The following is an 18,856-nucleotide window of genomic DNA, read 5'->3' on the forward strand; positions in this document are numbered from 1 at the left end:
GAATCCAGGAGGTTTAACTATATGCCAGTCTACTTTATTCATAGCATACCAGCGTGTAGAAGGTGTCATCCACAACGTGGATGACGGAAGAAGTTCACCCTAGCATTTGCGGCCTCCGGCCGCATGCCTTCCACTTAAAGCCTCCTCATTGGCAGGCGCATCCAAACTTTCTCAGTCATCCCTGCGGGATGACAGCCCCTTCACGCTTGAAGGGCCTCATAAGGAAAATATGCGCCCCCAAAGGGGAGGTGGGTCTACGCAAAAAAATAAAAAGCGTGGACCCGGAGAGGTCCTGCGCTATGCGAACAGGAGAAGGGGAAGGAACGCCCCGCCCCAAAGGGCGGGGCAAGGTTGGGGTTCCAGCCCGCTCCCGCGGGCCATATAATCCCAAAAACACCTCTACACTTTTCGCAGAAAAGTGTAGACAATTTCCTTGTTCCCATCATCTATTGTCTCTCATTCATCTTCACCCTTTTCTAAAGCTAAAAAATATGCCCTGGACCGGAGTCCAGGGCATATCTTCTATTTCTTTTTTGAATTTGAAGAGCAGCAGCCGCTGCAGCCGGCACAATTGCAGCCGCAGGAGCTTTTTCCGGATTTATGGTCGTTCACCATCTTCCGAATGACGCTGCCTACAATCAGGAGCAGGACCAAACCAACAAGGGCAGTTCCCATAATACCATCTCCTTACTCGGTGACTTTTTCACCGGCAGGTACGGTTTCTTCAAAATTCGGCATGGGGCGCAGCAGCAGGTAGAGCATACCAGCCAGAATCACGCAGGCAGCGGCAGTACCCAGGGTGAAGGCACCCGTGCTGATGAAGGAACCGAATTGATAGAACATCAAGGCCATGCAGTAAGCAAAGCCGCATTGGTAACCAATGGCAAACAGAGTCCATTTGCCGTTGTTCATTTCCCGTTTGATGGCGCCCATGGCAGCCACGCAGGGAGCGCACAGCAGGTTGAAGATCAGGTAGGAGTAGGCGGACAGCATGGAGAAGTCCTTGGCAAAGGTTCCCCAGAATTCCTGGCCGTCCTCGGACGCTTCGGCCAGGCCGTACAGCACGCCGAAGGTACCTACCAGGTTTTCCTTGGCAATCAGGCCGGTAAAGGTGGCCACAGCGGCTTTCCAGTTACCCCAGCCCAGAGGAGCAAAGATCCAGGCGATGGCTTCGCCGATGCTGGACAGGATGCCGTCGTTCAGGTCTTCTACCATAACCAGGTGGCCATCTACGAAGCCGAAGCTGGAGGTGAACCAAACCAGGATGGTGGACAGCAGGATAACGGTACCGGCTTTCTTTACGAAGCTGGAGCTCCGTTCCCAAACGCTGCGGGCAATATTGCCCAGTGTGGGCATATGGTAGGCCGGCAGTTCCATAACAAAGGGAGCAGGGTCACCGGCAAACAGCTTGGTCTTCTTTAAGATTATACCCGAAATAATGATGGAAGCAATACCTACAAAGTAGGCGGAAGGAGCTACCCACCATTCACCGCCAAAGTAGGCGCCTGCCACCAGGGCAATAATGGGCATCTTGGCGGAGCAGGGGATGAAGGTAGTGGTCATAATGGTCATTTTCCGGTCGGCAGGATTCTCGATGGTACGGGAAGCCATAATGCCGGGTACGCCGCAGCCGGAACCAATCAGCATGGGGATGAAGGATTTGCCGGACAGACCAAATTTCCGGAAAGCACGGTCCAGGATGAAAGCGATACGGGCCATGTAGCCGCAGGCTTCCAGGAAGGCCAGGCAGATGAACAGAACCACCATCTGGGGTACAAAGCCCAGTACGGCGCCAACCCCGGAGATGATACCGTCTACCACCAGCCCGGTCATCCATTCAGCCACGTTCATGCCTTCCAAAATGTCGTGGGCCCCCGGGATGATGATTTCACCAAACAAAGTATCGTTGACCCAGTCCGTAGCTTCCGTACCAATGGTGGTTACGGACAGATAGTACACAAAGAACATGATGACAGCAAAAATAGGCAGGGCCAGGAACCGGTTGGTGACAATCCGGTCAATCTTGTCGGAGGTGGTGAGCTTGCCGCGGCTCTTTTTGATGTTGCAGTCGGCAATAATGGAAGAAATGTATTTGTAGCGTTCGTTGGTGATGATGCTTTCGGCATCGTCGTCCATTTCCTTTTCCACGGACTCAATGTCGCTGTCGATATGGTCGAGGATATTTTGGGGCAGTTTCAAAGCCGCCCGTACCTTGTCATCCCGTTCGAAGAGTTTAATGGCATACCAGCGTTCCTGGTACTGGGGCAGCAGTCCTTGGGTGGCTTCTTCGATATGGGCCAGGGCGTGTTCCACCGGGCCGTCAAAGCTGTGGCGGGCAGTGAAGTGGTCCTGATGCTTGGCCGTCTTGGCAGCCAGGTCAGCAGCTTCCTTGATGCCTTCCCCGGTCCGAGCAGAAATGCCTACCACCGGGCAGCCCATTTCCTTGGACAGCTTGTCCAGGTTTACGATGTCGTTGTTTTTCCGTACCATGTCGATCATATTCACCGCCATGACTACGGGAATGCCCAGTTCCGTCAGCTGGGTGCTCAGGTACAGGTTCCGTTCCAGGTTGGTGCCGTCCACAATGTTCAGAATGGCATCGGGCCGCTCCTTCACCAGGTAATTCCGGGCTACCACTTCTTCCAAAGTGTAGGGAGAGAGAGAGTAGATACCGGGCAGATCCTGAATGATCACGTCCGGATGGCCGCTGAGCTTGCCTTCTTTTTTCTCTACCGTAACGCCGGGCCAGTTGCCCACAAACTGGTTGGACCCGGTGAGGGCGTTGAATAGGGTAGTCTTACCGGTATTGGGGTTCCCGGCAAGTGCAATCTTAAACTCCATGAAAAATACCTTCTTTCTTCCTGATACACAATTTAATTAGTGTTTACTAACAATACGATAAATAAGTTACGCTCCTGTAATTTCTGTAACCTCAACGATTTCCGCGTCAGCTTTCCGCAGGGAAAGTTCGTAACCCCGGACTGTCAATTCCACAGGATCTCCCAAAGGAGCCACTTTGCGGACGTGGACCTTGGTACCCTTGGTCAGCCCCATATCCATAATGTGACGCTTGATGGCGCCTTGACCATGGAGTTTTACCACTTCGTAATCACAGCCTGTCTTGCCGTCTTTCAATGTAAGCATCATAAGCCTCCTACTTTTGTTCTTGTACGATAATTTTGCCTGCCATTTCCGTGCTGATGGCTACCCGAGAATCCCGGATGTTGAGAATCAGCCCGCTGCTGGTATGCTGCACAATGGAAATCACAGCACCCAGGGTAATACCCAGATTTTCCAGATGGGAACGGACCTTGGATGTGCCGCCCACCCGGGCAATCACCAGGGGAACACCGGCTTCTGCAAAGTTTAAGGGCATGGGAGTACCTCTTTTCTCTTGGAAATAAAGATAAGTGTCTATACAAACCTCGTAACAGATATGTTAGCACTAACTAACGTTGTAGTCAATAAAAATTGACAAAATTATGTCTAAAACGTCAAACGGCAGAAAATAGGAGCCCAGCCCGGCGCAAAATGGCAGCAAAAAAGCAGCCTGCCAGGGGGCAGACTGCTTGACTTCAGGAACTAGTCCTGTTCTTCTTCTTGGTTTAACTGGGGATGGAGTTTATGCTCCGTAAAGTTCTTCAGGGCAGTAAGGCCAGCCAGGAGAACGCCGCCGGCAAAGAACCAGACCCAGCTGAAGGTGGCAAAGGACAGGGCAGGCTGGGGCATCTTCAGGGTGGTAGGCCCTTGGACAATGGCATACAGGGAACCCACCATCAGGCCCACGATGAAGTACACCATGGCGGACCGGTGGTTGTCCAGGGCGTTTTTCACCAGCCGGATAATACCGATGATGCCGGCCAAAACCCCAAAACCAAAAATGCACAGCACCGGGAAGTAGGCCAGGTTCATGTGGAGAAATTCCTTGATGGCATCAATAATGGGCACGTACAGGCCAAAAATCAGCAGCATGGTGGACCCGGAAATCCCCGGCAGCACCATGGCGCAGATGGCAATCATGGCAGAAACGAAAATGTATACGGCCAAGAGCGGCGACAAGCTTTCAATGGAGACGTTGATCCCTTGGCCGCCGGAAGGACTGGCCAGGGCAATGACGTACACCAGCACAATGCCGATGAGCATATAGGGGATTTTGCTGACCTTTTGGAGAGCTTCCCGTTCCTCCTTCATAATCAACGGCAGGGAGAAAATGGACAGACCCAGGAACAGGGAAGTCAGCTGATAAATCTGGGTGGTAAACAGGCTGGCCAGCACATTGACCGAGGAGCCCATGCCGATAACCCAGCCCACCCCCAGGTTGGCCAGAAACTTGAAGCCCTTTTTCTTCAGGGCCAGGTCCCCATGGGTCATCACGTACAGGGAACCAATAAATTCATCATAAAAGCCCAGTATAAAGGCAATGGTGCCGCCGGATACCCCGGGCACGCTGTCCGCCAGGGCCATAAAAAAGCCCCGGATCATATTCAGTACAAATTCCATACCGCCTCATCCTTTCGCGTGAGAAAAACTTGCCAAATCTTTGGGTTTCCCTTAGTATAGGAGAAAAGTCTAACGAAATATTAAACAAAGAGAAAATCCTCTGAAAAGAATTGTGCTATAATTAAAAATTGGTGCGGCGGGTTTTAAGCCAGCACGAATAATAATTATACCGTATTTTTACGAAAAATAGAATAGAGGAGGTTGGAGTTTTGGAAACTGGCGAATTAAAGATGAAACTCATGGAATATGCAGCCAAGGGGTACGAGGTGCCCCGTCTGGATATGATTAAAACCCCGGAACAGATTGCAGGCATCCGGGAAGCAGGCAAGGTGAACACCGGCGTGCTGGATGCGGTGGAAGCCGCCATCAAGGTGGGTATGACCACTGATGAAATCAACACCATCGTGTACGATTACACCATTGCCCACGACGCCATTCCTGCCTGCCTGAACTACGAAGGGTTTCCCAAATCCGTTTGCACTTCCGTCAACGAAGTCATCTGCCACGGGATTCCCGATCCCAAGCAGGTGCTGAAAAGCGGGGATATTGTCAACGTAGATGCCACCACCATCTACAAGGGCTATGTAGGTGACGCTTCCCGGATGTTCATGGTGGGCCGGGTTCCCGATGACCGGAAAAACCTGGTGAATATCACCAAAGAATGCCTGAAGCGGGGCATGGAAAACGCCGTGGGCTGGAAAAATACCCTGGGGGATATTGGCTGGGCCATCCAGAGCTTTGCCCGGAAGCACGGCTATTCCGTAGTCCGGGAATTCGGCGGCCATGGCGTGGGCCTGGAAATGCACGAAGACCCCTTTGTGGCCCATGTGGGCAAACGGCATACGGGCATGCTCCTGGTGCCGGGCATGGTGATTACCATTGAACCCATGGTCAACATGGGCCGGGCGGACCTGTACATCGACGACTTTGACGGCTGGACCGTGCGTACCGTAGATGGCAAGCCTTCTGCCCAGTGGGAACACACCCTGCTGATTACCGAAGGAGAACCGGAAATTCTTTCCTACTAATATATAAGTCTGAAAATTACAGACACTGCTTGAGAAACTGCAAAGGAGATGGAAACGATGAATTTTATGGAATTGGCAAAGGCACGGTACTCCGTGCGCAAGTACAGCGACAAACCCATTGAAAAGGAAAAACTGGACCTGATTCTGGAAGCCGGGCGCATTGCTCCCACCGGCCACAACAACCAGCCCTACCGGGTTTACGTATTAAAGAGCCCGGAAGCCCTGGAAAAGGTACGGGGCCTGACCCGCTGCGCCTTTAACGCTCCGGTGGTGCTGATGGTTACCGTCCGGAAGGACGAAGAATGGGTGAACCCCTTTGAACACGGCATCCGCGCCGGCGAACAGGACGCCAGCATTGTGGCAACCCATATGATGCTAGAAGCTTGGGAACTGGGCATCGGCTCCTGCTGGGTGAACTTCTTCCCGGTGTCCAAAACCGCCGATGCTTTCGAGCTGCCTCTGAACGAAGTGCCCCTGCTGCTGCTGCCCATCGGCTACGCTGCCGAAGGCGTGCATCCGGCCCACCTGCACACCGAACGCCGTTCCAACGACGAACTGGTGAAGGAACTGTAAGAAGACGCTTAAACAAAATGGTCCTGCCTCATCCTAAGGGATGCAGCAGGACCATTTTTTAATTGTAAAAAGGGTAGGTTACTTCTCCGGCCCAAAAACCTTTTCCTTGAGCTTCAGGCCCGTAGGGGTGGTGGCCAGGCCGCCGCCCGCCGTTTCCCGAAGGGAGGCCGGCAGGGCGTGCCCCACCCGGCGCATGGCGTCAATGCATTCGTCCACGGGAATGGCGGATTGGATGCCGGACAGGGCCATATCTGCGGCCGAGAAGGCAATGGCCACGCCGGAGGGGTTCCGTTTGATGCAGGGAATCTCTACCAGCCCGGCCACCGGGTCGCAGACCAGCCCCAGCTGGTTGTTGATGGCCATGGCGCAGGCGTCGGCGCACATTTGGGGCGTGCCCCCGGCCAGTTCCACCAGGGCCGCAGCGGCCATACCGGCAGCACTGCCGCATTCCGCCTGGCAGCCCCCCTCGGCCCCTGCAATGGAGGCGTTGGTGGCAATGGTGATGCCAAAGGCCCCGGCGGTAAACAGGGACATGACCACGGCGTGCCGGTCCAGGCCCCGGTCTTCCAGCATGGTAATCAGGCACCCGGGCAGGATGCCGCAGCTGCCCGCCGTGGGGGCGGCCACAATACGGCCCATGGAAGCGTTGCAGCCGGCTACCGCCAGAGCCCGGCCCATAGCCCGCACCAGCAGGGACCCGGACAGGCCGCCGCTGCTGGCAGTGTTGTAGGCCTTCATCTTGTAGCCCTCGCCCCCGGTAAGCCCGGAGGTGGAGCGCTGGTCCTTCTGTTCGCCGAATTTTACGGCTTCCTGCATGACATCAAATTCCTTGGACATCTTGTCATAGACTTCCTGGGGCGTCTTTTCCAGTTCCTGGGCTTGGTCCTCCAGCACCAGCTCACTGATTTTTTTGCCGGACTTTTCGGCGGCGTCCACCAGGTTTTTAATGGCGTTATATTCTAGCATGGTATGCTCCTTCTTCCCTTAAATGGCCCGGATCAGGATGACGTTGGTAACATCCTTTACGGAACGGATGGCTTCAATCATGCCGGCAGGGGGCAGCCCGTCGATTTCGATGGTCATCATGGCAATGCCGCCCTTTACAGGCCGGGACAATTTGAAGTTGCCGATATTCACTTCCTTGTACTTGCTGTACATGATGTTGGTCACGGCTGCAATAACCCCCGGCCGGTCGTAGTGGGGCACCAGGATGGTGTTCCGTTCCCCGGTAAAGTCCACCTTCATGCCGTCAATGTAGTCCACCCGGATATTGCCGCCGCCGATGCTGGCCCCCTGGACGCAGCATTTGGTGCCGTTTTTGCCCACCACGTGGATCCGGGCCGTGTTGGGGTGGGCGTGGGGGATGTCCGCCGGAATGAACGTATAGTGGATGCCCCGCTTGTCCGCAATGGAAAAAATATCCCGGATTTCAATGGCATCGCTGCTGTAGCCCATAATTCCGGCCAGCAACGCCTTGTCCGTGCCGTGGCCCTTGTAGGTCTTGGCGAAGGAACCGGACAGTTCCACCCGCACGTCCTGGGGCTCGTCCTGGTTCAGCATCTTGCTGGCCACTTCCCCCAGCCGTACAGCCCCTGCGGTATGGGAGCTGGAGGGCCCAATCATCACCGGCCCAATAATATCGAATACATTCATAATGTTTCCTCCTGGAATTTCTAAAGGAAAACCCCCGAACCGCCCTGCCGGAGCAGCAGCGAATCAGGGGCGGGTTTCCTTGATTTCTCTATTCTAGCTGAATTGTACTTATTTCTCAATCCAGGTTTTGTAAATTTTATCCACCACTACGGCGATGGCATTATCTCCGGATACGTTGCAGGCGGTGCCGAAGGAATCCTGGGTAATATACAGGGCCACCATCAGGGCGCAGATGGGACCGTTGGGGTCGCCGGCCTGTTTGCCGAAGATCATCCACAGGAAGGGCAGGGCCGTCATAATGGAGCCGCCGGGAGCACCGGGAGAAGCCACCATGCACACGCCCAGGGTCATGATAAAGGGAATCACGATACCCAGATTGATGGGCAGCTGGTACATCAGGCATACCGCCGTAGCGCAGGCCGTAATGGTAATCATGGAGCCGCACATATGGATGTTGGCACACAGGGGGATAACGAAGTTACGAATCTGGTCGCAGACGCCGTCCGCTTCAGAACATTGCAGGTTTACGGGAATGGTGGCAGCGGAGGATTGGGTACCCAGCGCCGTGGTGTAGCCAGGAATCTGGTTTTTCATCAGGGTGAAGGGGTTCTTGTGGGCAATGGTGCCGGACAACAGGAACTGCACAAACAGCAGGGTCAGGTGCATGATGATAACCACCAGGAATACCTTCCACAGTACGCTCAGGATGACAAAGGTCTTGCCGGACTTGGTCATGTCCACGAAAGTGCCGCAGATGTACAGGGGCAGGAAGGGAACAATGGCGTTTTTCAGCACGGCGTCAATGATGGTGGAGAAATCCTTCATGCCATTATACAGGGTGGTACCCATTTCCTTGCCCTTCATATTGGACAGGCACAGGCCCATAATGAACGCCAGGACCACCGCAGAGATGGTATCCAGGATGGGAGGAATGGCAATGGTGAAGTAAGGTTCCAAAGACGTTCCGGCCGTTTTGGAGATTTCCTCCAGCACGCCGGCGTTGATGAAGGACGGGAACAGATTGTCCGCCACAAAGAAGGAATAGGTGCCGCCCACCAGGGTGGAGCAGTAGGCGATAATGGCCGTAATCAGCAGCAGCTTGCCGGCGCCCTGGGACAGGTCGGCGATGCCCATGGTCACGTAGGCCAGGATCATCAGGGGAATGACGAACTTCAGGAAGTTGCTGAAAATCCCCGACAGGGTCACGACCAGGCGGCAGAAATCGGTGGGCAGGTACTGCCCGATAAGGATACCAAGAATGATTGCAATAATAACTTTGGGTACAAGACCGAGCTTCATAAAAAAAGCCTCCTTTGAAATTTGTCAGACTTGTCTTTGTGCACATTGTATCCAGGTTTGACTTTTCTGTTTATTTAGTGTACTATGTGAAGACACATAAATCAAATTCATAAATAGAATCCAACATATGAAAAAAAGTAATTTTAAAAAGGGTGGCAGGCAAAAATGGAACTACGGCAGCTAAGAAGCTTCTTAAAAGTGGTGGAATTGCAAAGTTTTTCCAAGGCGGCTAAGGCATTGGGCTACTCCCAGTCCGCCATGAGCGTACAAATTCGTGAGCTGGAAACGGAGCTGGGGGTGCGGCTTTTTGACCGGCTGGGCAAATGCGTACGGGTGACCTCCCATGGGGAGGAGCTGGCCCAGGAGGCCATGCCCCTGCTCCAGGAAGTGGAGGCACTGGGGGAGCGGATGCGCAATACGCCCCGGGAAGAAGTCCTGCACCTGGGCATGATTGCTTCCCTGTGCGAGGCCAAAATGCCGTCGGTGATGGAATACTTTTCCCGGCGCTATCCCCGGATCCACGTGAAGGTGACCATCGACTCGCCCCAGAACCTATTGGAGCGGCTGAACCACAACGAAATTGACCTGGCCTACATCCTGGACCAGCCGGTGTACGACGTGAAATGGGTCCGAGCCCTGGAAGAACCGGAAAACATCGTGTTCGTCTGCTCCCGGCGCTCCCCTCTGGCCCTGGAAAAGGAAGTCACCCTGAACCAGCTGCTGGGCCAGCGGTTTTTCCTCACCGAGAAGGACGACAACTACCGCCGGTGCCTGGACCAATACCTGGCGGCCCAGGGCATTGCCCTGAACCCCTTTTTGGAGGTCAGCGATACGGGCTTTATCCTGGATATGGTCCAGCGGAATATGGGCCTGTCCTTTTTGCCCCAGTATGTGGTGGAAAACAGTGTATTCCGCAGCAAGCTGAAAATCCTTACCCTGTCGGACTACCAGCTCCAGCTGTCCCGGCAGCTGTTTTACCACCGGGACAAATGGCTGACCCCGGCCATGAAGGTGGTGCTGGGGATGCCCCAGTTCCGGGGCGCCAAACAGGCTGGAAAAGAAGGCAAAACGCCGGTAGAAACCCTTGCGTGAAACGGCCGTTTGTGGTATAATCATCAAGCATTAATGTCGGGTAATATTAATGTAATTAAAGAAAGAGGTGTCTTGAGATGAAAGAAGGAATTCATCCTAACTACGGTGAATGCACCGTCATTTGTGGCTGTGGGAATACATTTAAAACTGGCAGTGTGAAAAAGGAACTGCGCGTGGACGTTTGCTCCAAATGCCATCCTTTCTTCACCGGCAAGCAGCGTGATATGTCTGCTAGAGGCCGCATTGAAAAATTCAACAAGCGGTACGGCAACAAAGACGCAAAATAAAAACAGCGCACTTCAACAGCAGAGCCTTGGCTCTGCTGGTTTGCTATATGGAGAAAAATCATCATGTCCAAGAAACTGAGTGTAGGCGGCCAAGCCGTCATTGAGGGAGTCATGATGCGGGGCCCGGGGAAAATTGCCGTAGCCGTACGGCAGCCTGACGGGGAAATTGCGGTGGATGTGAAACCCTCCACCAGTATCGGGGATCGGTATCCAGTGCTGAAAAAGCCCTTTCTCAGGGGTATGGTTTCCCTGGTGGAATCCCTGCTCTACGGCATGAAAGCACTATCCTACTCGGCCCAAATGTCCGGGGAGGAAGACGAAAAAATGAGCAGCCTGGAAATGGCCGGCACCATTGCAGTGTCCGTGGGCCTGGCCATTCTGCTGTTTGTGGTGGTGCCTACCGGCGCCATGAAGCTGTTTCAGAGCTGGATTACCAGCTCCGTGGTCCTGAACCTGTGCGAGGGGCTGCTGCGGCTGGCCATTTTCCTGACCTATATCTGGGCCATTTCCCAGCAGAAGGATATCCAGCGGGTGTTCCAGTACCATGGGGCAGAACACAAGACCATCTATACCTATGAACACGGACTGGTGCTCAAGGTGGAAAACGTGCGGCCCTTTTCTACGCTGCACCCCCGCTGCGGCACCAATTTCCTGATGATCGTCATGCTGATCAGCATCTTCATTTTCACCTTCCTGGGTTGGCCCAGCCTGTGGGAACGGATTGCCAGCCGGATTATTCTCATGCCGGTGGTGGCAGGCATCAGCTACGAAATCATCCGGTTTGCCGGCAAGCATATGGACAAGGCCTGGGTGCGGACGGCCATTTTGCCGGGTCTGGCCCTGCAAAAGCTTACCACCCGGGAGCCCGACGACAGTCAGATGGAAGTGGCCATTGCGTCGCTGAAGGCGGTACTGCCGCCGGAAGAAATTCTGGAAGAGCCCGCTCCTCTCGTGCAGCCCGGCAGCTGAAACAGCCGCAAGCATCACCAGTAAGAATAAGAAATAACGGGGAATATTATGTTTGAAAATCTGGATAAATTACAGGATTTGGAAGACCGGTACCTGGACCTGGAAGCGAAAATCAGTGACCCTGACGTCATCAGCAACCAGGCCGAATGGCAGCGCTACACCAAGGCCCATGCCAAACTGACGGAAATCGTCACCGTGTACCGGGAATACAAGAAGCTGGCAGACACCTACCAGGAAGACGAGGCCATCGTAAAGGCCAAGGAAGACCCGGAGCTGGCTGCCATGGCCGAAGAAGAATTGAAAGAACTGAAGCCGGAAATCGAGGTTTACGAGGAAAAACTCACCATTCTGCTGCTGCCCAAGGACCCCAACGATGAGAAGAACATCATCATGGAAATCCGGGCCGGCGCCGGCGGGGACGAAGCAGCCCTGTTTGCCGGGGACCTGTTCCGGATGTACACCCGCTACGCCGAAAACAAAGGCTGGAAGGTGGAACTCATGGACTCCAGCCCCACGGGCCTGGGGGGCTTCAAGGAAGTGGTATTCATGGTGTCCGGCCAGGACGTGTACAGCCATATGAAGTTTGAAAGCGGCGTGCACCGAGTCCAGCGGGTACCGGATACGGAATCCCAGGGCCGGGTCCACACCTCTACCGTAACGGTGGCGGTAATGCCCGAAGCCCAGGAAGTGGACGTGGAAATCAACCCGGCGGATATCCGGATTGATACCTACCGGGCAGGGGGCGCCGGCGGCCAGTACGTCAACAAGACGGAATCGGCTGTGCGGATGACCCACATTCCCACCGGCATTGTGGCCCAGTGCCAGGACGAAAAATCCCAGGCCAAAAACCGGGAAAAATGTATGCGGGTGCTGCGGGCCAGAATTTTGGAAGCAGAAGAAGAAAAACAACGGGCAGCCACCGCTGCGGACCGGAGAAGCCAGGTAGGCACCGGGGACCGCAGCGAACGGATCCGGACCTACAACTATCCCCAGGGACGGGTGACGGACCACCGGATTGGGCTGACCCTGCATAAACTGCCGGAAATCATCAACGGTGATCTGGATGAACTGCTCAGTGCCCTGATGACGGCCGAGCAAAGCAAACGGTTACAGCAGGTGAAATAATGACAGAGCAAAAACCGGTTTGGACAATCATTAAAATTCTAAATTGGACAAAGCAGTACTTTGGCGAAAAGGGCGTGGAGAATCCACGCCTGGATGCCGAGGTGCTGCTTTGTGCTGTGCTGGATTATACCCGGCTGCAGCTGTACACCCATTTTGACCAGCCCCTGGAAGAAAAGGAGCTGAAGGAGTACCGGGGCTACGTGGCCCGGCGGGCCAAGCGGGAACCGGTGGCCTACATCCTGGGCAAGAAAGGCTTTCTCCAGTATGAGTTCAAGGTCACCCGGGATACCCTGATCCCCCGGCCGGAAACGGAACTGCTGGTGGAAAAGCTGGTGCGTCTGAACAAGGACAAGGGCCCCCGGGAAATCCTGGACATTGGCTGCGGCAGCGGCGCCATTTTGGTGTCGCTCTTGGCCCATCTGCCGGAGGCCCGGGGCCTGGGAGTGGATATTTCCCCGGGAGCCGCGGCGGTGACGTTAGAGAATGCTGAGGCTATCGGGGTGGAGGAGCGCTGCGCCGTACTGGTTTCGGACCTGTACGCCAACATTCCCCCGGACGAGCGGTTCCAAGTGATTGTGTCCAACCCGCCCTACATTCCCAAGAAAGACCTGCCCGGCCTCCAGGCAGAGGTCCAGCAGGAGCCCTTGGGCGCCCTGGACGGAGGCGAAGATGGCCTGGACTTTTACCGGCGCATCTTAAAAGACATTTGGAAGTTCCTGGATCCCCAGGGCCTGGTGGCCTTTGAAATCGGCATCGGGGAAGGGGAAGCGGTGGCCCAGCTGTGCCGGGACGCCGGCTTTGACCAGGTGCAGGTGGACCTGGACTATCAAGGCATAGACCGGATGGTCTTTGCGGCAAAGAAGGAATCGACTTATGGAAACGAAATTATGGAAACTGGAAAATAACCGGCCCTTGGAAGACCAGCTGAAGCCTGCGGCAGCCCTTTTGCAGCAGGGGGAAGTGGTGGCCTTTCCTACGGAAACGGTATATGGACTGGGAGCGGACGGCCTGAACGGCGACGCCTGCAAAAAGATTTTCGCGGCCAAGGGACGGCCGGCGGACAATCCCCTGATCCTGCATATCAGCCAGCTGGAGCAGATTAACCAGCTGACCAGCGGCCTGTCCCCTATGGCGGAAAAACTGGCCAAAACCTTTTGGCCGGGTCCCATGACCCTGGTGGTGAACGCCTCGGAGCGGGTGCCCCAGGTGGTGACGGCCGGGCTTACTACGGTTGCGGTGCGCTTTCCCAGCGACCCGGTGGCCCAGGCCCTGATTACCCTGGCCGGGACACCCATTGCGGCCCCCTCGGCCAACCGGTCCGGGAAGCCCAGCCCCACCAATGCGGCGGACGTGCTCCAGGATATGGACGGCGTCATTGCCGGCGTGGTGGATGGCGGCCCCTGCGCCATCGGGGTGGAATCCACCATTATTGATACCACCGGTGACGTGGCCACCATTCTCCGGCCCGGGGGCATTACCCGGGAAATGCTGGAGCAGGTGCTGGGCCAGGTAGAGCTGGACCGGGGCCTGGTGGAAGCCGGGCAGACTCCCAAGGCGCCGGGCATGAAGTACCGGCACTACGCCCCCAAGGCACCCATGTACCTGATTGAAGGACCGGAAGCCAGCCAGGGCGTTATCCGGGCGGCCATTATGGCAGAAGCCATGGGCCTCAAGGTAGGAGTCCTGGCCATGGAAAAGACCGTGCAGCACCTGCCCAAAACCCAGGACATCCTCATCCGCAGCGGCGGCAAGGACGCCCAGGAACTGGCAGAAAAGCTGTATACGGAGCTGCGCAGCTTCGATGCGGAAAATGTGGACGTCATCATTGGTGAAGGGGTTCCCGACGACCATCTGGGCCTGGCCATTATGAACCGGATGCGCAAATCTGCCGAGCACAACATTTTGTGGGCAGAACAGGGAATTTTCCACAAAAAAAGCGGGCAAATACCTGAATTTTTGCAGGCACTTGTGTTAGAATAAAAAGGATTGGACCAACAGAAGGGAGGATTCCTCATGAAAATTATCATCGGCTGTGATCACGGTGGTTTTGAACTGAAAGGAATTATCAAAAAACATCTGGAAGACAAAGGCTACGAAGTGGAAGACGCTGGCTCCTACAGTGCAGATCGGGTGGATTACCCGGATTATGCCAAAAAAGTAGGGGAAGCAGTGGCTGCCGGCAAGGCAGAACAGGGTATCCTGATCTGCGGCACCGGTCTTGGCATGTCCATTGCCGCCAACAAGATCCACGGGATCCGGGCTGCGGTGTGCTCCGACTGCTACAGTGCAGAAAAAGCCAGAGAACACAACAATGCCAACGTTCTGTGCCTGGGTGCACGGGTGCTGGGCAGCGGCCTGGCCGAACAGATTGTAGACGCCTATTTGGGCGCTTCCTTCCTGGGCAGCTACCATACCCAGAGAGTGGAAAAGATTATGGCATTAGAGAAATAAGGTGGCATTATGAAAACGGATGAATTGGTACAGGAACTGGAAGAGGTTACGGAAGAACTGATCAGCAAAGGCGGCGGCAAAGCCGGGAAAGTGCTGGTGGTGGGCTGTTCCTCCAGCGAAGTGCTGGGCAACAAAATCGGTACCGGCGGTTCCCTGAAACTGGCTGGAGCCCTGGTGGGCGCACTGCAAAAGGTTTGCCGGAAACACAAGATGATTCTGGCCGCCCAATGCTGCGAACATCTGAACCGGGCTCTGGTAGTGGACCAAAAAGCCATGGAAAAATTTGGCTGGCAGGAAGTGACCGTACGGCCAGTGGAACACGCCGGCGGCGCCTTTGCCACCCAGATGTACAATAGCCTGGAGCATCCGGCAGTAGTAGAAGAAATCAAGGCCGATATGGGCCTGGATATTGGGCAGACCCTGATCGGCATGCACCTGAAACGGGTGGCAGTGCCGGTGCGGCTGTCCCGAAAGAAACTGGGCGACGCGGTGCTTACCGCCGCCTACACCCGTCCGCCTCTCATTGGCGGGGAACGGGCCGTCTATCGTTAAAGCAGGGCCTGACAAAAAAGGAGGAAGCACATGAATTTGGAAAACTTGACCACCGCTGACCCCCAGGTAGCCGCCGCCATTGGCCGGGAACTGGGCAGACAGAGAAACAAGATTGAATTGATTGCTTCGGAAAACTTTGTTTCCCCGGCTGTCCTGGACGCCATGGGCAGCGTACTCACCAATAAATATGCCGAAGGCTATCCCGGCCACCGCTACTACGGCGGCTGTGAATACGTGGACCAGGTAGAAGAACTGGCCCGCCAGAGAGCCTGCGAACTGTTTGGGGCAGAGCATGCCAACGTGCAGCCCCACTGCGGCGCCAACGCCAACCTGGCTGCCTTCTTTGCCTTCGTAAAACCCGGGGATACCATTATGGGTATGAACCTGTCCCAGGGCGGGCATCTGTCCCATGGGAGCCCGGTGAACATTTCCGGCAGCTACTTCCATATTGTAGCCTACGGCGTGGACCCGGAAACGGAAGTCATCGACTACGACAAGATGGAAGCCATCGCCAAGGAATGCCAGCCCAAGATGATTATCGGCGGCGGCAGCGCCTACGCCCGGACCATCGACTTTGAACGGATGGCCGCCATTGCCCACGGGGTGGGGGCGGTGCTGATGATTGACATGGCCCATATTGCCGGCCTTATTGCGGCAGGGCTTCATCCCAGCCCCATTCCCTATGCGGACGTAGTGACCACCACCACCCACAAGACCCTTCGGGGCCCCCGGGGCGGCATGATCCTGTGCCCGGAAAAATACGCCAAAGCCATTGACAAGGCTGTATTCCCCGGTACCCAGGGCGGTCCCCTGATGCACGTCATTGCCGGCAAGGCCGTAGCCTTTGGCGAAGCCCTGAAGCCGGAGTTCAAGGCATACCAGAAACAGATTTTGCAAAACGCTGCTGCCCTGGCAGACCAGCTGACCCAGGAAGGCCTGCGCCTGGTTTCCGGCGGCACCGATAACCATCTGGTGCTGGTGGATGTGCGGAACAAGAACCTTACCGGCAAGGAAGCCGAACATATGCTGGACGAAGTGGGAATTACCTGCAACAAGAACACCATTCCCTTTGACCCGGCCAGCCCCTTTGTTACCAGCGGCATCCGGCTGGGTTCCCCAGCCTGCACCACCCGGGGCTTTAAGGAAGAAGACTTCCGGGAAGTGGCCAAAATCATCGGCCTGGTGCTGAGCAATCCCGGTAAGGAAGATGCCCAGGAACAGGCCAAGCGGCGGGTTGCTGCCCTGTGCCAGAAGTTCCCCCTGTATCCTAATTTGTAAGCAAAAACATAAAAGGAGAGCGCCAAAACCATGCAAATCCAAGTTGTCAACCATCCTTTAATCAAAGAAAAAATGACCCGTCTGCGTGATAAGAATACCCCTCCTGTGGTATTCCGCCAACTGCTGGACCAGATTGCCCAGCTGATTCTGTTTGATGTTACCCGGGACCTGCCGGTACGGGAAAAGAAAGTTACCACCCCCCTGGAAGAAACTACCGGGTATGAACTGGACGTCAGCGGCATTACCGTAGTGCCCATTCTGCGTGCCGGCCTGGGTTTCCTGGACGCCGTCATGGACCTGATTCCGGAAGCCAACGTAGGCCATATCGGCCTTACCCGGAACGAAGAAACCCTGGAACCCATCAAATATTACTGCAAGATTCCCAAGGACAAAGATGCTGAAATCATCCTGATTGACCCCATGCTGGCTACCGGCGGCAGCGCCGTGGCAGCTCTCAGCATGCTCAAGGCCGACGGCTACAAGCACTTCCGCTTCATGTGCCTGGTAGCAGCTCCGGACGGCGTGAAACTGGTGAACAAGGTACATCCCGATGTGCCCATCTACACCGCAGCCCTGGATGATCATCTGAACGAACATGGCTACATTGTGCCTGGTCTGGGCGATGCCGGCGACCGGGTGTTCGGAACGGTGGAATAAAATGGAAAGACCGGATTGGGACAGCTATTTTATGGAGATTGCCCAGGTGGTGTCCAAGCGTTCCACCTGCCTGAGACGGAAGGTGGGCGCCGTGCTGGTGCGGGATCGGCAGATCCTGGCCACCGGCTACAACGGTACCCCCAAGGGCCTGCCCCACTGTGAAGAAGTGGGCTGCCTCCGGGAAAAGCTCCATGTGCCCAGCGGCCAGAACCATGAGCTTTGTCGGGGCATTCATGCGGAGCAGAACGCAGTCATCCAGGCGGCGGTGAACGGGGTTTCCACCCAGGGCGCCACCCTGTACTGCACCCACCAGCCCTGCGTGGTGTGCTCCAAAATCCTCATCAACGCAGGCATTACCCGGATTGTGTACGCCAACCCGTACCCGGATAAACTGGCTGAGGAAATGCTGAAAAGCGACCACGAACTGAAGCTGGAGGTCTTCCACCCTGGCACAGAAGCGGAAAAACCGGAGAAAATAGAAACGAAATAAGCGGCAGCTGCGTAAAGCGGCTGTGAAAAAATGGCTTGCGAGCTCGATTGAGTTCGCAAGCCATTTTTTGTGGGTTGGGAGGAACGGCCTAGGCGATTGCTGTGGTTGGCATACCTCTGGGATATTTTTGGGGATGTTTGGATGCGGCCGCAACGCTTTACGGTCGCATCCAAATGTCAGTACAGTTCTCCGAGGACATTTGGTATATGCGACCTATGTGATAGCCGTCCGTGAGCCGAACCCGCAGGGTGAAGGAGAACGGAGTACGGCGAACCACTCAGGAAGCTTTCATAACCATTACGATTCAAGTTCTTATCAGCACTATATTTTAGATTTCACTTGACCCGTGGTGGCCTGGAAGCCTTCTGCAAAGCGTTGCGCTCACATCCAAGAGCCGAACGATTATCTAAAGGCTCTTGGCTAATGTGAGCCATGTGATAGCGGCCTGCAAAGCGAACCCGCAGGGTGAAGCTGCGCAGCGAGCCGCGAACCACTGAGAAGGTGTCGCCGGAGGCGACGGATGAGGTTCAAACCAGTTTTTTCGCGGCCCCCGGCCGCATGCCTTCCACTTACCAGTGCACTGCTTGGCGTGCACTGGTAAAGGGGAAGGGAGGCTGCGCCCTAAAAGAACAATGCGCAGCCGGGATGGGGTTCCGATACCGGCCGCAAAGCTAACTGAGAAAGTTCATCCAGGCAGCGGTAACCTCGGAAAAACTTTTATTTTTCACAGTCCCTTTTGTCGTTTGTATGGGGCAGTCCCGGGGTCTTTCCATGCTTTTGCCGTATTATGTACTATTGGAACAAAGTATTTGCGGCAGGTTTTGGGGAAGCCTATAATTTAGAATAAGAGGGTTAAACAGCAGTTTCTAAAAATCATACAAAACCATATAAACATGATTATT

General features: G+C 55.2%; 21 protein-coding genes. 13 read left to right on the forward strand and 8 right to left on the reverse strand.

Going from position 1 to position 18,856, the window contains the following annotated elements:
* Positions 1-522: 522 nt before the first annotated feature.
* The 5 genes from DW089_RS10025 to DW089_RS10045 form a co-directional block, all read right to left on the reverse strand.
* Positions 523-675 carry a FeoB-associated Cys-rich membrane protein gene (locus DW089_RS10025; protein ID WP_105327058.1) on the reverse strand — a complete coding sequence of 51 codons (153 nt, stop codon included), beginning with the start codon at positions 673-675 and terminating at the stop codon, positions 523-525.
* Between the two features lie 12 nt (positions 676-687).
* Positions 688-2,841 carry a ferrous iron transport protein B gene (feoB, locus tag DW089_RS10030; RefSeq protein ID WP_105327059.1) on the reverse strand — a complete coding sequence of 718 codons (2,154 nt, stop codon included), beginning with the start codon at positions 2,839-2,841 and terminating at the stop codon, positions 688-690.
* Positions 2,842-2,907: 66 nt separating this feature from the next.
* On the reverse strand, positions 2,908-3,144 hold the full coding sequence (locus DW089_RS10035) for a ferrous iron transport protein A (RefSeq protein ID WP_105327060.1): 237 nt from the start codon (positions 3,142-3,144) through the stop codon (positions 2,908-2,910).
* A 10-nt stretch (positions 3,145-3,154) separates the two neighbouring features.
* Positions 3,155-3,376 carry a FeoA family protein gene (locus tag DW089_RS10040; protein WP_105327061.1) on the reverse strand — a complete coding sequence of 74 codons (222 nt, stop codon included), beginning with the start codon at positions 3,374-3,376 and terminating at the stop codon, positions 3,155-3,157.
* A 206-nt stretch (positions 3,377-3,582) separates the two neighbouring features.
* Positions 3,583-4,500: a DUF368 domain-containing protein gene (locus DW089_RS10045; protein ID WP_105327062.1), complete on the reverse strand. Its 918-nt coding sequence runs from the start codon at positions 4,498-4,500 to the stop codon at positions 3,583-3,585.
* Between the two features lie 230 nt (positions 4,501-4,730).
* Between DW089_RS10045 and map the strand changes: the two genes are divergently transcribed.
* Together map and DW089_RS10055 are read left to right on the forward strand one after the other, a co-directional pair.
* Positions 4,731-5,528 carry a type I methionyl aminopeptidase gene (map, locus tag DW089_RS10050; RefSeq protein WP_353937256.1) on the forward strand — a complete coding sequence of 266 codons (798 nt, stop codon included), beginning with the start codon at positions 4,731-4,733 and terminating at the stop codon, positions 5,526-5,528.
* A 57-nt stretch (positions 5,529-5,585) separates the two neighbouring features.
* Complete coding sequence (locus DW089_RS10055) at positions 5,586-6,101, forward strand: nitroreductase family protein (RefSeq protein WP_105327064.1); 516 nt, start codon at positions 5,586-5,588, stop codon at positions 6,099-6,101.
* A gap of 78 nt (positions 6,102-6,179) precedes the next feature.
* On the opposite strand, the gene sdaAA is transcribed toward DW089_RS10055, so the two are convergent.
* The 3 genes from sdaAA to DW089_RS10070 form a co-directional block, all read right to left on the reverse strand.
* A complete protein-coding gene (gene sdaAA, locus DW089_RS10060; protein WP_118287235.1) occupies positions 6,180-7,067 on the reverse strand; it encodes an L-serine ammonia-lyase, iron-sulfur-dependent, subunit alpha in 888 nt (295 codons plus the stop codon).
* An 18-nt stretch (positions 7,068-7,085) separates the two neighbouring features.
* On the reverse strand, positions 7,086-7,754 hold the full coding sequence (sdaAB, locus tag DW089_RS10065; RefSeq protein ID WP_105327066.1) for an L-serine ammonia-lyase, iron-sulfur-dependent subunit beta: 669 nt from the start codon (positions 7,752-7,754) through the stop codon (positions 7,086-7,088).
* Positions 7,755-7,862: 108 nt separating this feature from the next.
* Positions 7,863-9,053 carry a dicarboxylate/amino acid:cation symporter gene (locus DW089_RS10070; protein ID WP_105327067.1) on the reverse strand — a complete coding sequence of 397 codons (1,191 nt, stop codon included), beginning with the start codon at positions 9,051-9,053 and terminating at the stop codon, positions 7,863-7,865.
* Between the two features lie 165 nt (positions 9,054-9,218).
* Between DW089_RS10070 and DW089_RS10075 the strand changes: the two genes are divergently transcribed.
* The 11 genes from DW089_RS10075 to DW089_RS10125 all read left to right on the forward strand — a co-directional run bounded on the left by DW089_RS10075 (position 9,219) and on the right by DW089_RS10125 (position 17,954).
* Positions 9,219-10,145, forward strand: coding sequence for a LysR family transcriptional regulator (locus tag DW089_RS10075; protein WP_105327068.1), 927 nt, complete (start codon positions 9,219-9,221; stop codon positions 10,143-10,145).
* A 77-nt stretch (positions 10,146-10,222) separates the two neighbouring features.
* The gene (rpmE, locus tag DW089_RS10080) at positions 10,223-10,432 is read left to right on the forward strand and encodes a 50S ribosomal protein L31 (RefSeq protein ID WP_105327069.1); all 210 of its coding nucleotides are present in this window, start codon (positions 10,223-10,225) and stop codon (positions 10,430-10,432) included.
* A 63-nt stretch (positions 10,433-10,495) separates the two neighbouring features.
* Positions 10,496-11,401, forward strand: coding sequence for a DUF1385 domain-containing protein (locus tag DW089_RS10085; protein WP_105327070.1), 906 nt, complete (start codon positions 10,496-10,498; stop codon positions 11,399-11,401).
* 48 nt (positions 11,402-11,449) lie between these two features.
* On the forward strand, positions 11,450-12,526 hold the full coding sequence (prfA, locus tag DW089_RS10090; protein ID WP_118287236.1) for a peptide chain release factor 1: 1,077 nt from the start codon (positions 11,450-11,452) through the stop codon (positions 12,524-12,526).
* Entirely contained in the window at positions 12,526-13,431 is a 906-nt protein-coding gene (prmC, locus tag DW089_RS10095; protein ID WP_118287237.1) for a peptide chain release factor N(5)-glutamine methyltransferase, read from the forward strand. The genes prfA and prmC overlap by 1 nt, the downstream gene beginning before the upstream one ends.
* Positions 13,400-14,506 (forward strand): L-threonylcarbamoyladenylate synthase, encoded by a 1,107-nt coding sequence (locus DW089_RS10100; RefSeq protein ID WP_118287238.1) that lies wholly within the window; start codon positions 13,400-13,402, stop codon positions 14,504-14,506. Before prmC ends, DW089_RS10100 begins: the two co-directional genes overlap by 32 nt.
* Positions 14,507-14,539: 33 nt before the next feature.
* Complete coding sequence (gene rpiB, locus DW089_RS10105; protein ID WP_105327074.1) at positions 14,540-14,977, forward strand: ribose 5-phosphate isomerase B; 438 nt, start codon at positions 14,540-14,542, stop codon at positions 14,975-14,977.
* A 9-nt stretch (positions 14,978-14,986) separates the two neighbouring features.
* Positions 14,987-15,529, forward strand: a complete 543-nt coding sequence (locus tag DW089_RS10110; protein WP_105327075.1) for a TIGR01440 family protein — start codon at positions 14,987-14,989, stop codon at positions 15,527-15,529.
* A gap of 36 nt (positions 15,530-15,565) precedes the next feature.
* Complete coding sequence (glyA, locus tag DW089_RS10115) at positions 15,566-16,807, forward strand: serine hydroxymethyltransferase (protein ID WP_146109069.1); 1,242 nt, start codon at positions 15,566-15,568, stop codon at positions 16,805-16,807.
* A gap of 30 nt (positions 16,808-16,837) precedes the next feature.
* On the forward strand, positions 16,838-17,464 hold the full coding sequence (upp, locus tag DW089_RS10120) for a uracil phosphoribosyltransferase (RefSeq protein WP_105327077.1): 627 nt from the start codon (positions 16,838-16,840) through the stop codon (positions 17,462-17,464).
* A gap of 1 nt (position 17,465) precedes the next feature.
* Complete coding sequence (locus tag DW089_RS10125; protein ID WP_118287239.1) at positions 17,466-17,954, forward strand: cytidine/deoxycytidylate deaminase family protein; 489 nt, start codon at positions 17,466-17,468, stop codon at positions 17,952-17,954.
* Positions 17,955-18,856 lie beyond the last annotated feature (902 nt).

It is taken from the genome of Acidaminococcus sp. AM05-11, from assembly GCF_003472805.1.
Taxonomy (GTDB): domain Bacteria; phylum Bacillota; class Negativicutes; order Acidaminococcales; family Acidaminococcaceae; genus Acidaminococcus; species Acidaminococcus hominis.

What these genes read in the sequence shown, in the direction of transcription:
- upp (WP_105327077.1), top strand. Translation starts at nt 16,838, where the DNA reads ATGCAAATCCAAGTTGTCAACCATCCTTTAATCAAAGAAAAAATGACC.
- DW089_RS10055 (WP_105327064.1), top strand. Translation starts at nt 5,586, where the DNA reads ATGAATTTTATGGAATTGGCAAAGGCACGGTACTCCGTGCGCAAGTAC.
- DW089_RS10040 (WP_105327061.1), bottom strand. Translation starts at nt 3,376, where the DNA reads ATGCCCTTAAACTTTGCAGAAGCCGGTGTTCCCCTGGTGATTGCCCGG.
- DW089_RS10125 (WP_118287239.1), top strand. Translation starts at nt 17,466, where the DNA reads ATGGAAAGACCGGATTGGGACAGCTATTTTATGGAGATTGCCCAGGTG.
- sdaAA (WP_118287235.1), bottom strand. Translation starts at nt 7,067, where the DNA reads ATGCTAGAATATAACGCCATTAAAAACCTGGTGGACGCCGCCGAAAAG.
- feoB (WP_105327059.1), bottom strand. Translation starts at nt 2,841, where the DNA reads ATGGAGTTTAAGATTGCACTTGCCGGGAACCCCAATACCGGTAAGACT.
- DW089_RS10100 (WP_118287238.1), top strand. Translation starts at nt 13,400, where the DNA reads ATGGAAACGAAATTATGGAAACTGGAAAATAACCGGCCCTTGGAAGAC.
- DW089_RS10085 (WP_105327070.1), top strand. Translation starts at nt 10,496, where the DNA reads ATGTCCAAGAAACTGAGTGTAGGCGGCCAAGCCGTCATTGAGGGAGTC.
- DW089_RS10045 (WP_105327062.1), bottom strand. Translation starts at nt 4,500, where the DNA reads ATGGAATTTGTACTGAATATGATCCGGGGCTTTTTTATGGCCCTGGCG.
- map (WP_353937256.1), top strand. Translation starts at nt 4,731, where the DNA reads ATGAAACTCATGGAATATGCAGCCAAGGGGTACGAGGTGCCCCGTCTG.
- prmC (WP_118287237.1), top strand. Translation starts at nt 12,526, where the DNA reads ATGACAGAGCAAAAACCGGTTTGGACAATCATTAAAATTCTAAATTGG.
- DW089_RS10070 (WP_105327067.1), bottom strand. Translation starts at nt 9,053, where the DNA reads ATGAAGCTCGGTCTTGTACCCAAAGTTATTATTGCAATCATTCTTGGT.
- rpiB (WP_105327074.1), top strand. Translation starts at nt 14,540, where the DNA reads ATGAAAATTATCATCGGCTGTGATCACGGTGGTTTTGAACTGAAAGGA.
- DW089_RS10025 (WP_105327058.1), bottom strand. Translation starts at nt 675, where the DNA reads ATGGGAACTGCCCTTGTTGGTTTGGTCCTGCTCCTGATTGTAGGCAGC.
- DW089_RS10035 (WP_105327060.1), bottom strand. Translation starts at nt 3,144, where the DNA reads ATGCTTACATTGAAAGACGGCAAGACAGGCTGTGATTACGAAGTGGTA.
- prfA (WP_118287236.1), top strand. Translation starts at nt 11,450, where the DNA reads ATGTTTGAAAATCTGGATAAATTACAGGATTTGGAAGACCGGTACCTG.
- DW089_RS10110 (WP_105327075.1), top strand. Translation starts at nt 14,987, where the DNA reads ATGAAAACGGATGAATTGGTACAGGAACTGGAAGAGGTTACGGAAGAA.
- sdaAB (WP_105327066.1), bottom strand. Translation starts at nt 7,754, where the DNA reads ATGAATGTATTCGATATTATTGGGCCGGTGATGATTGGGCCCTCCAGC.
- DW089_RS10075 (WP_105327068.1), top strand. Translation starts at nt 9,219, where the DNA reads ATGGAACTACGGCAGCTAAGAAGCTTCTTAAAAGTGGTGGAATTGCAA.
- rpmE (WP_105327069.1), top strand. Translation starts at nt 10,223, where the DNA reads ATGAAAGAAGGAATTCATCCTAACTACGGTGAATGCACCGTCATTTGT.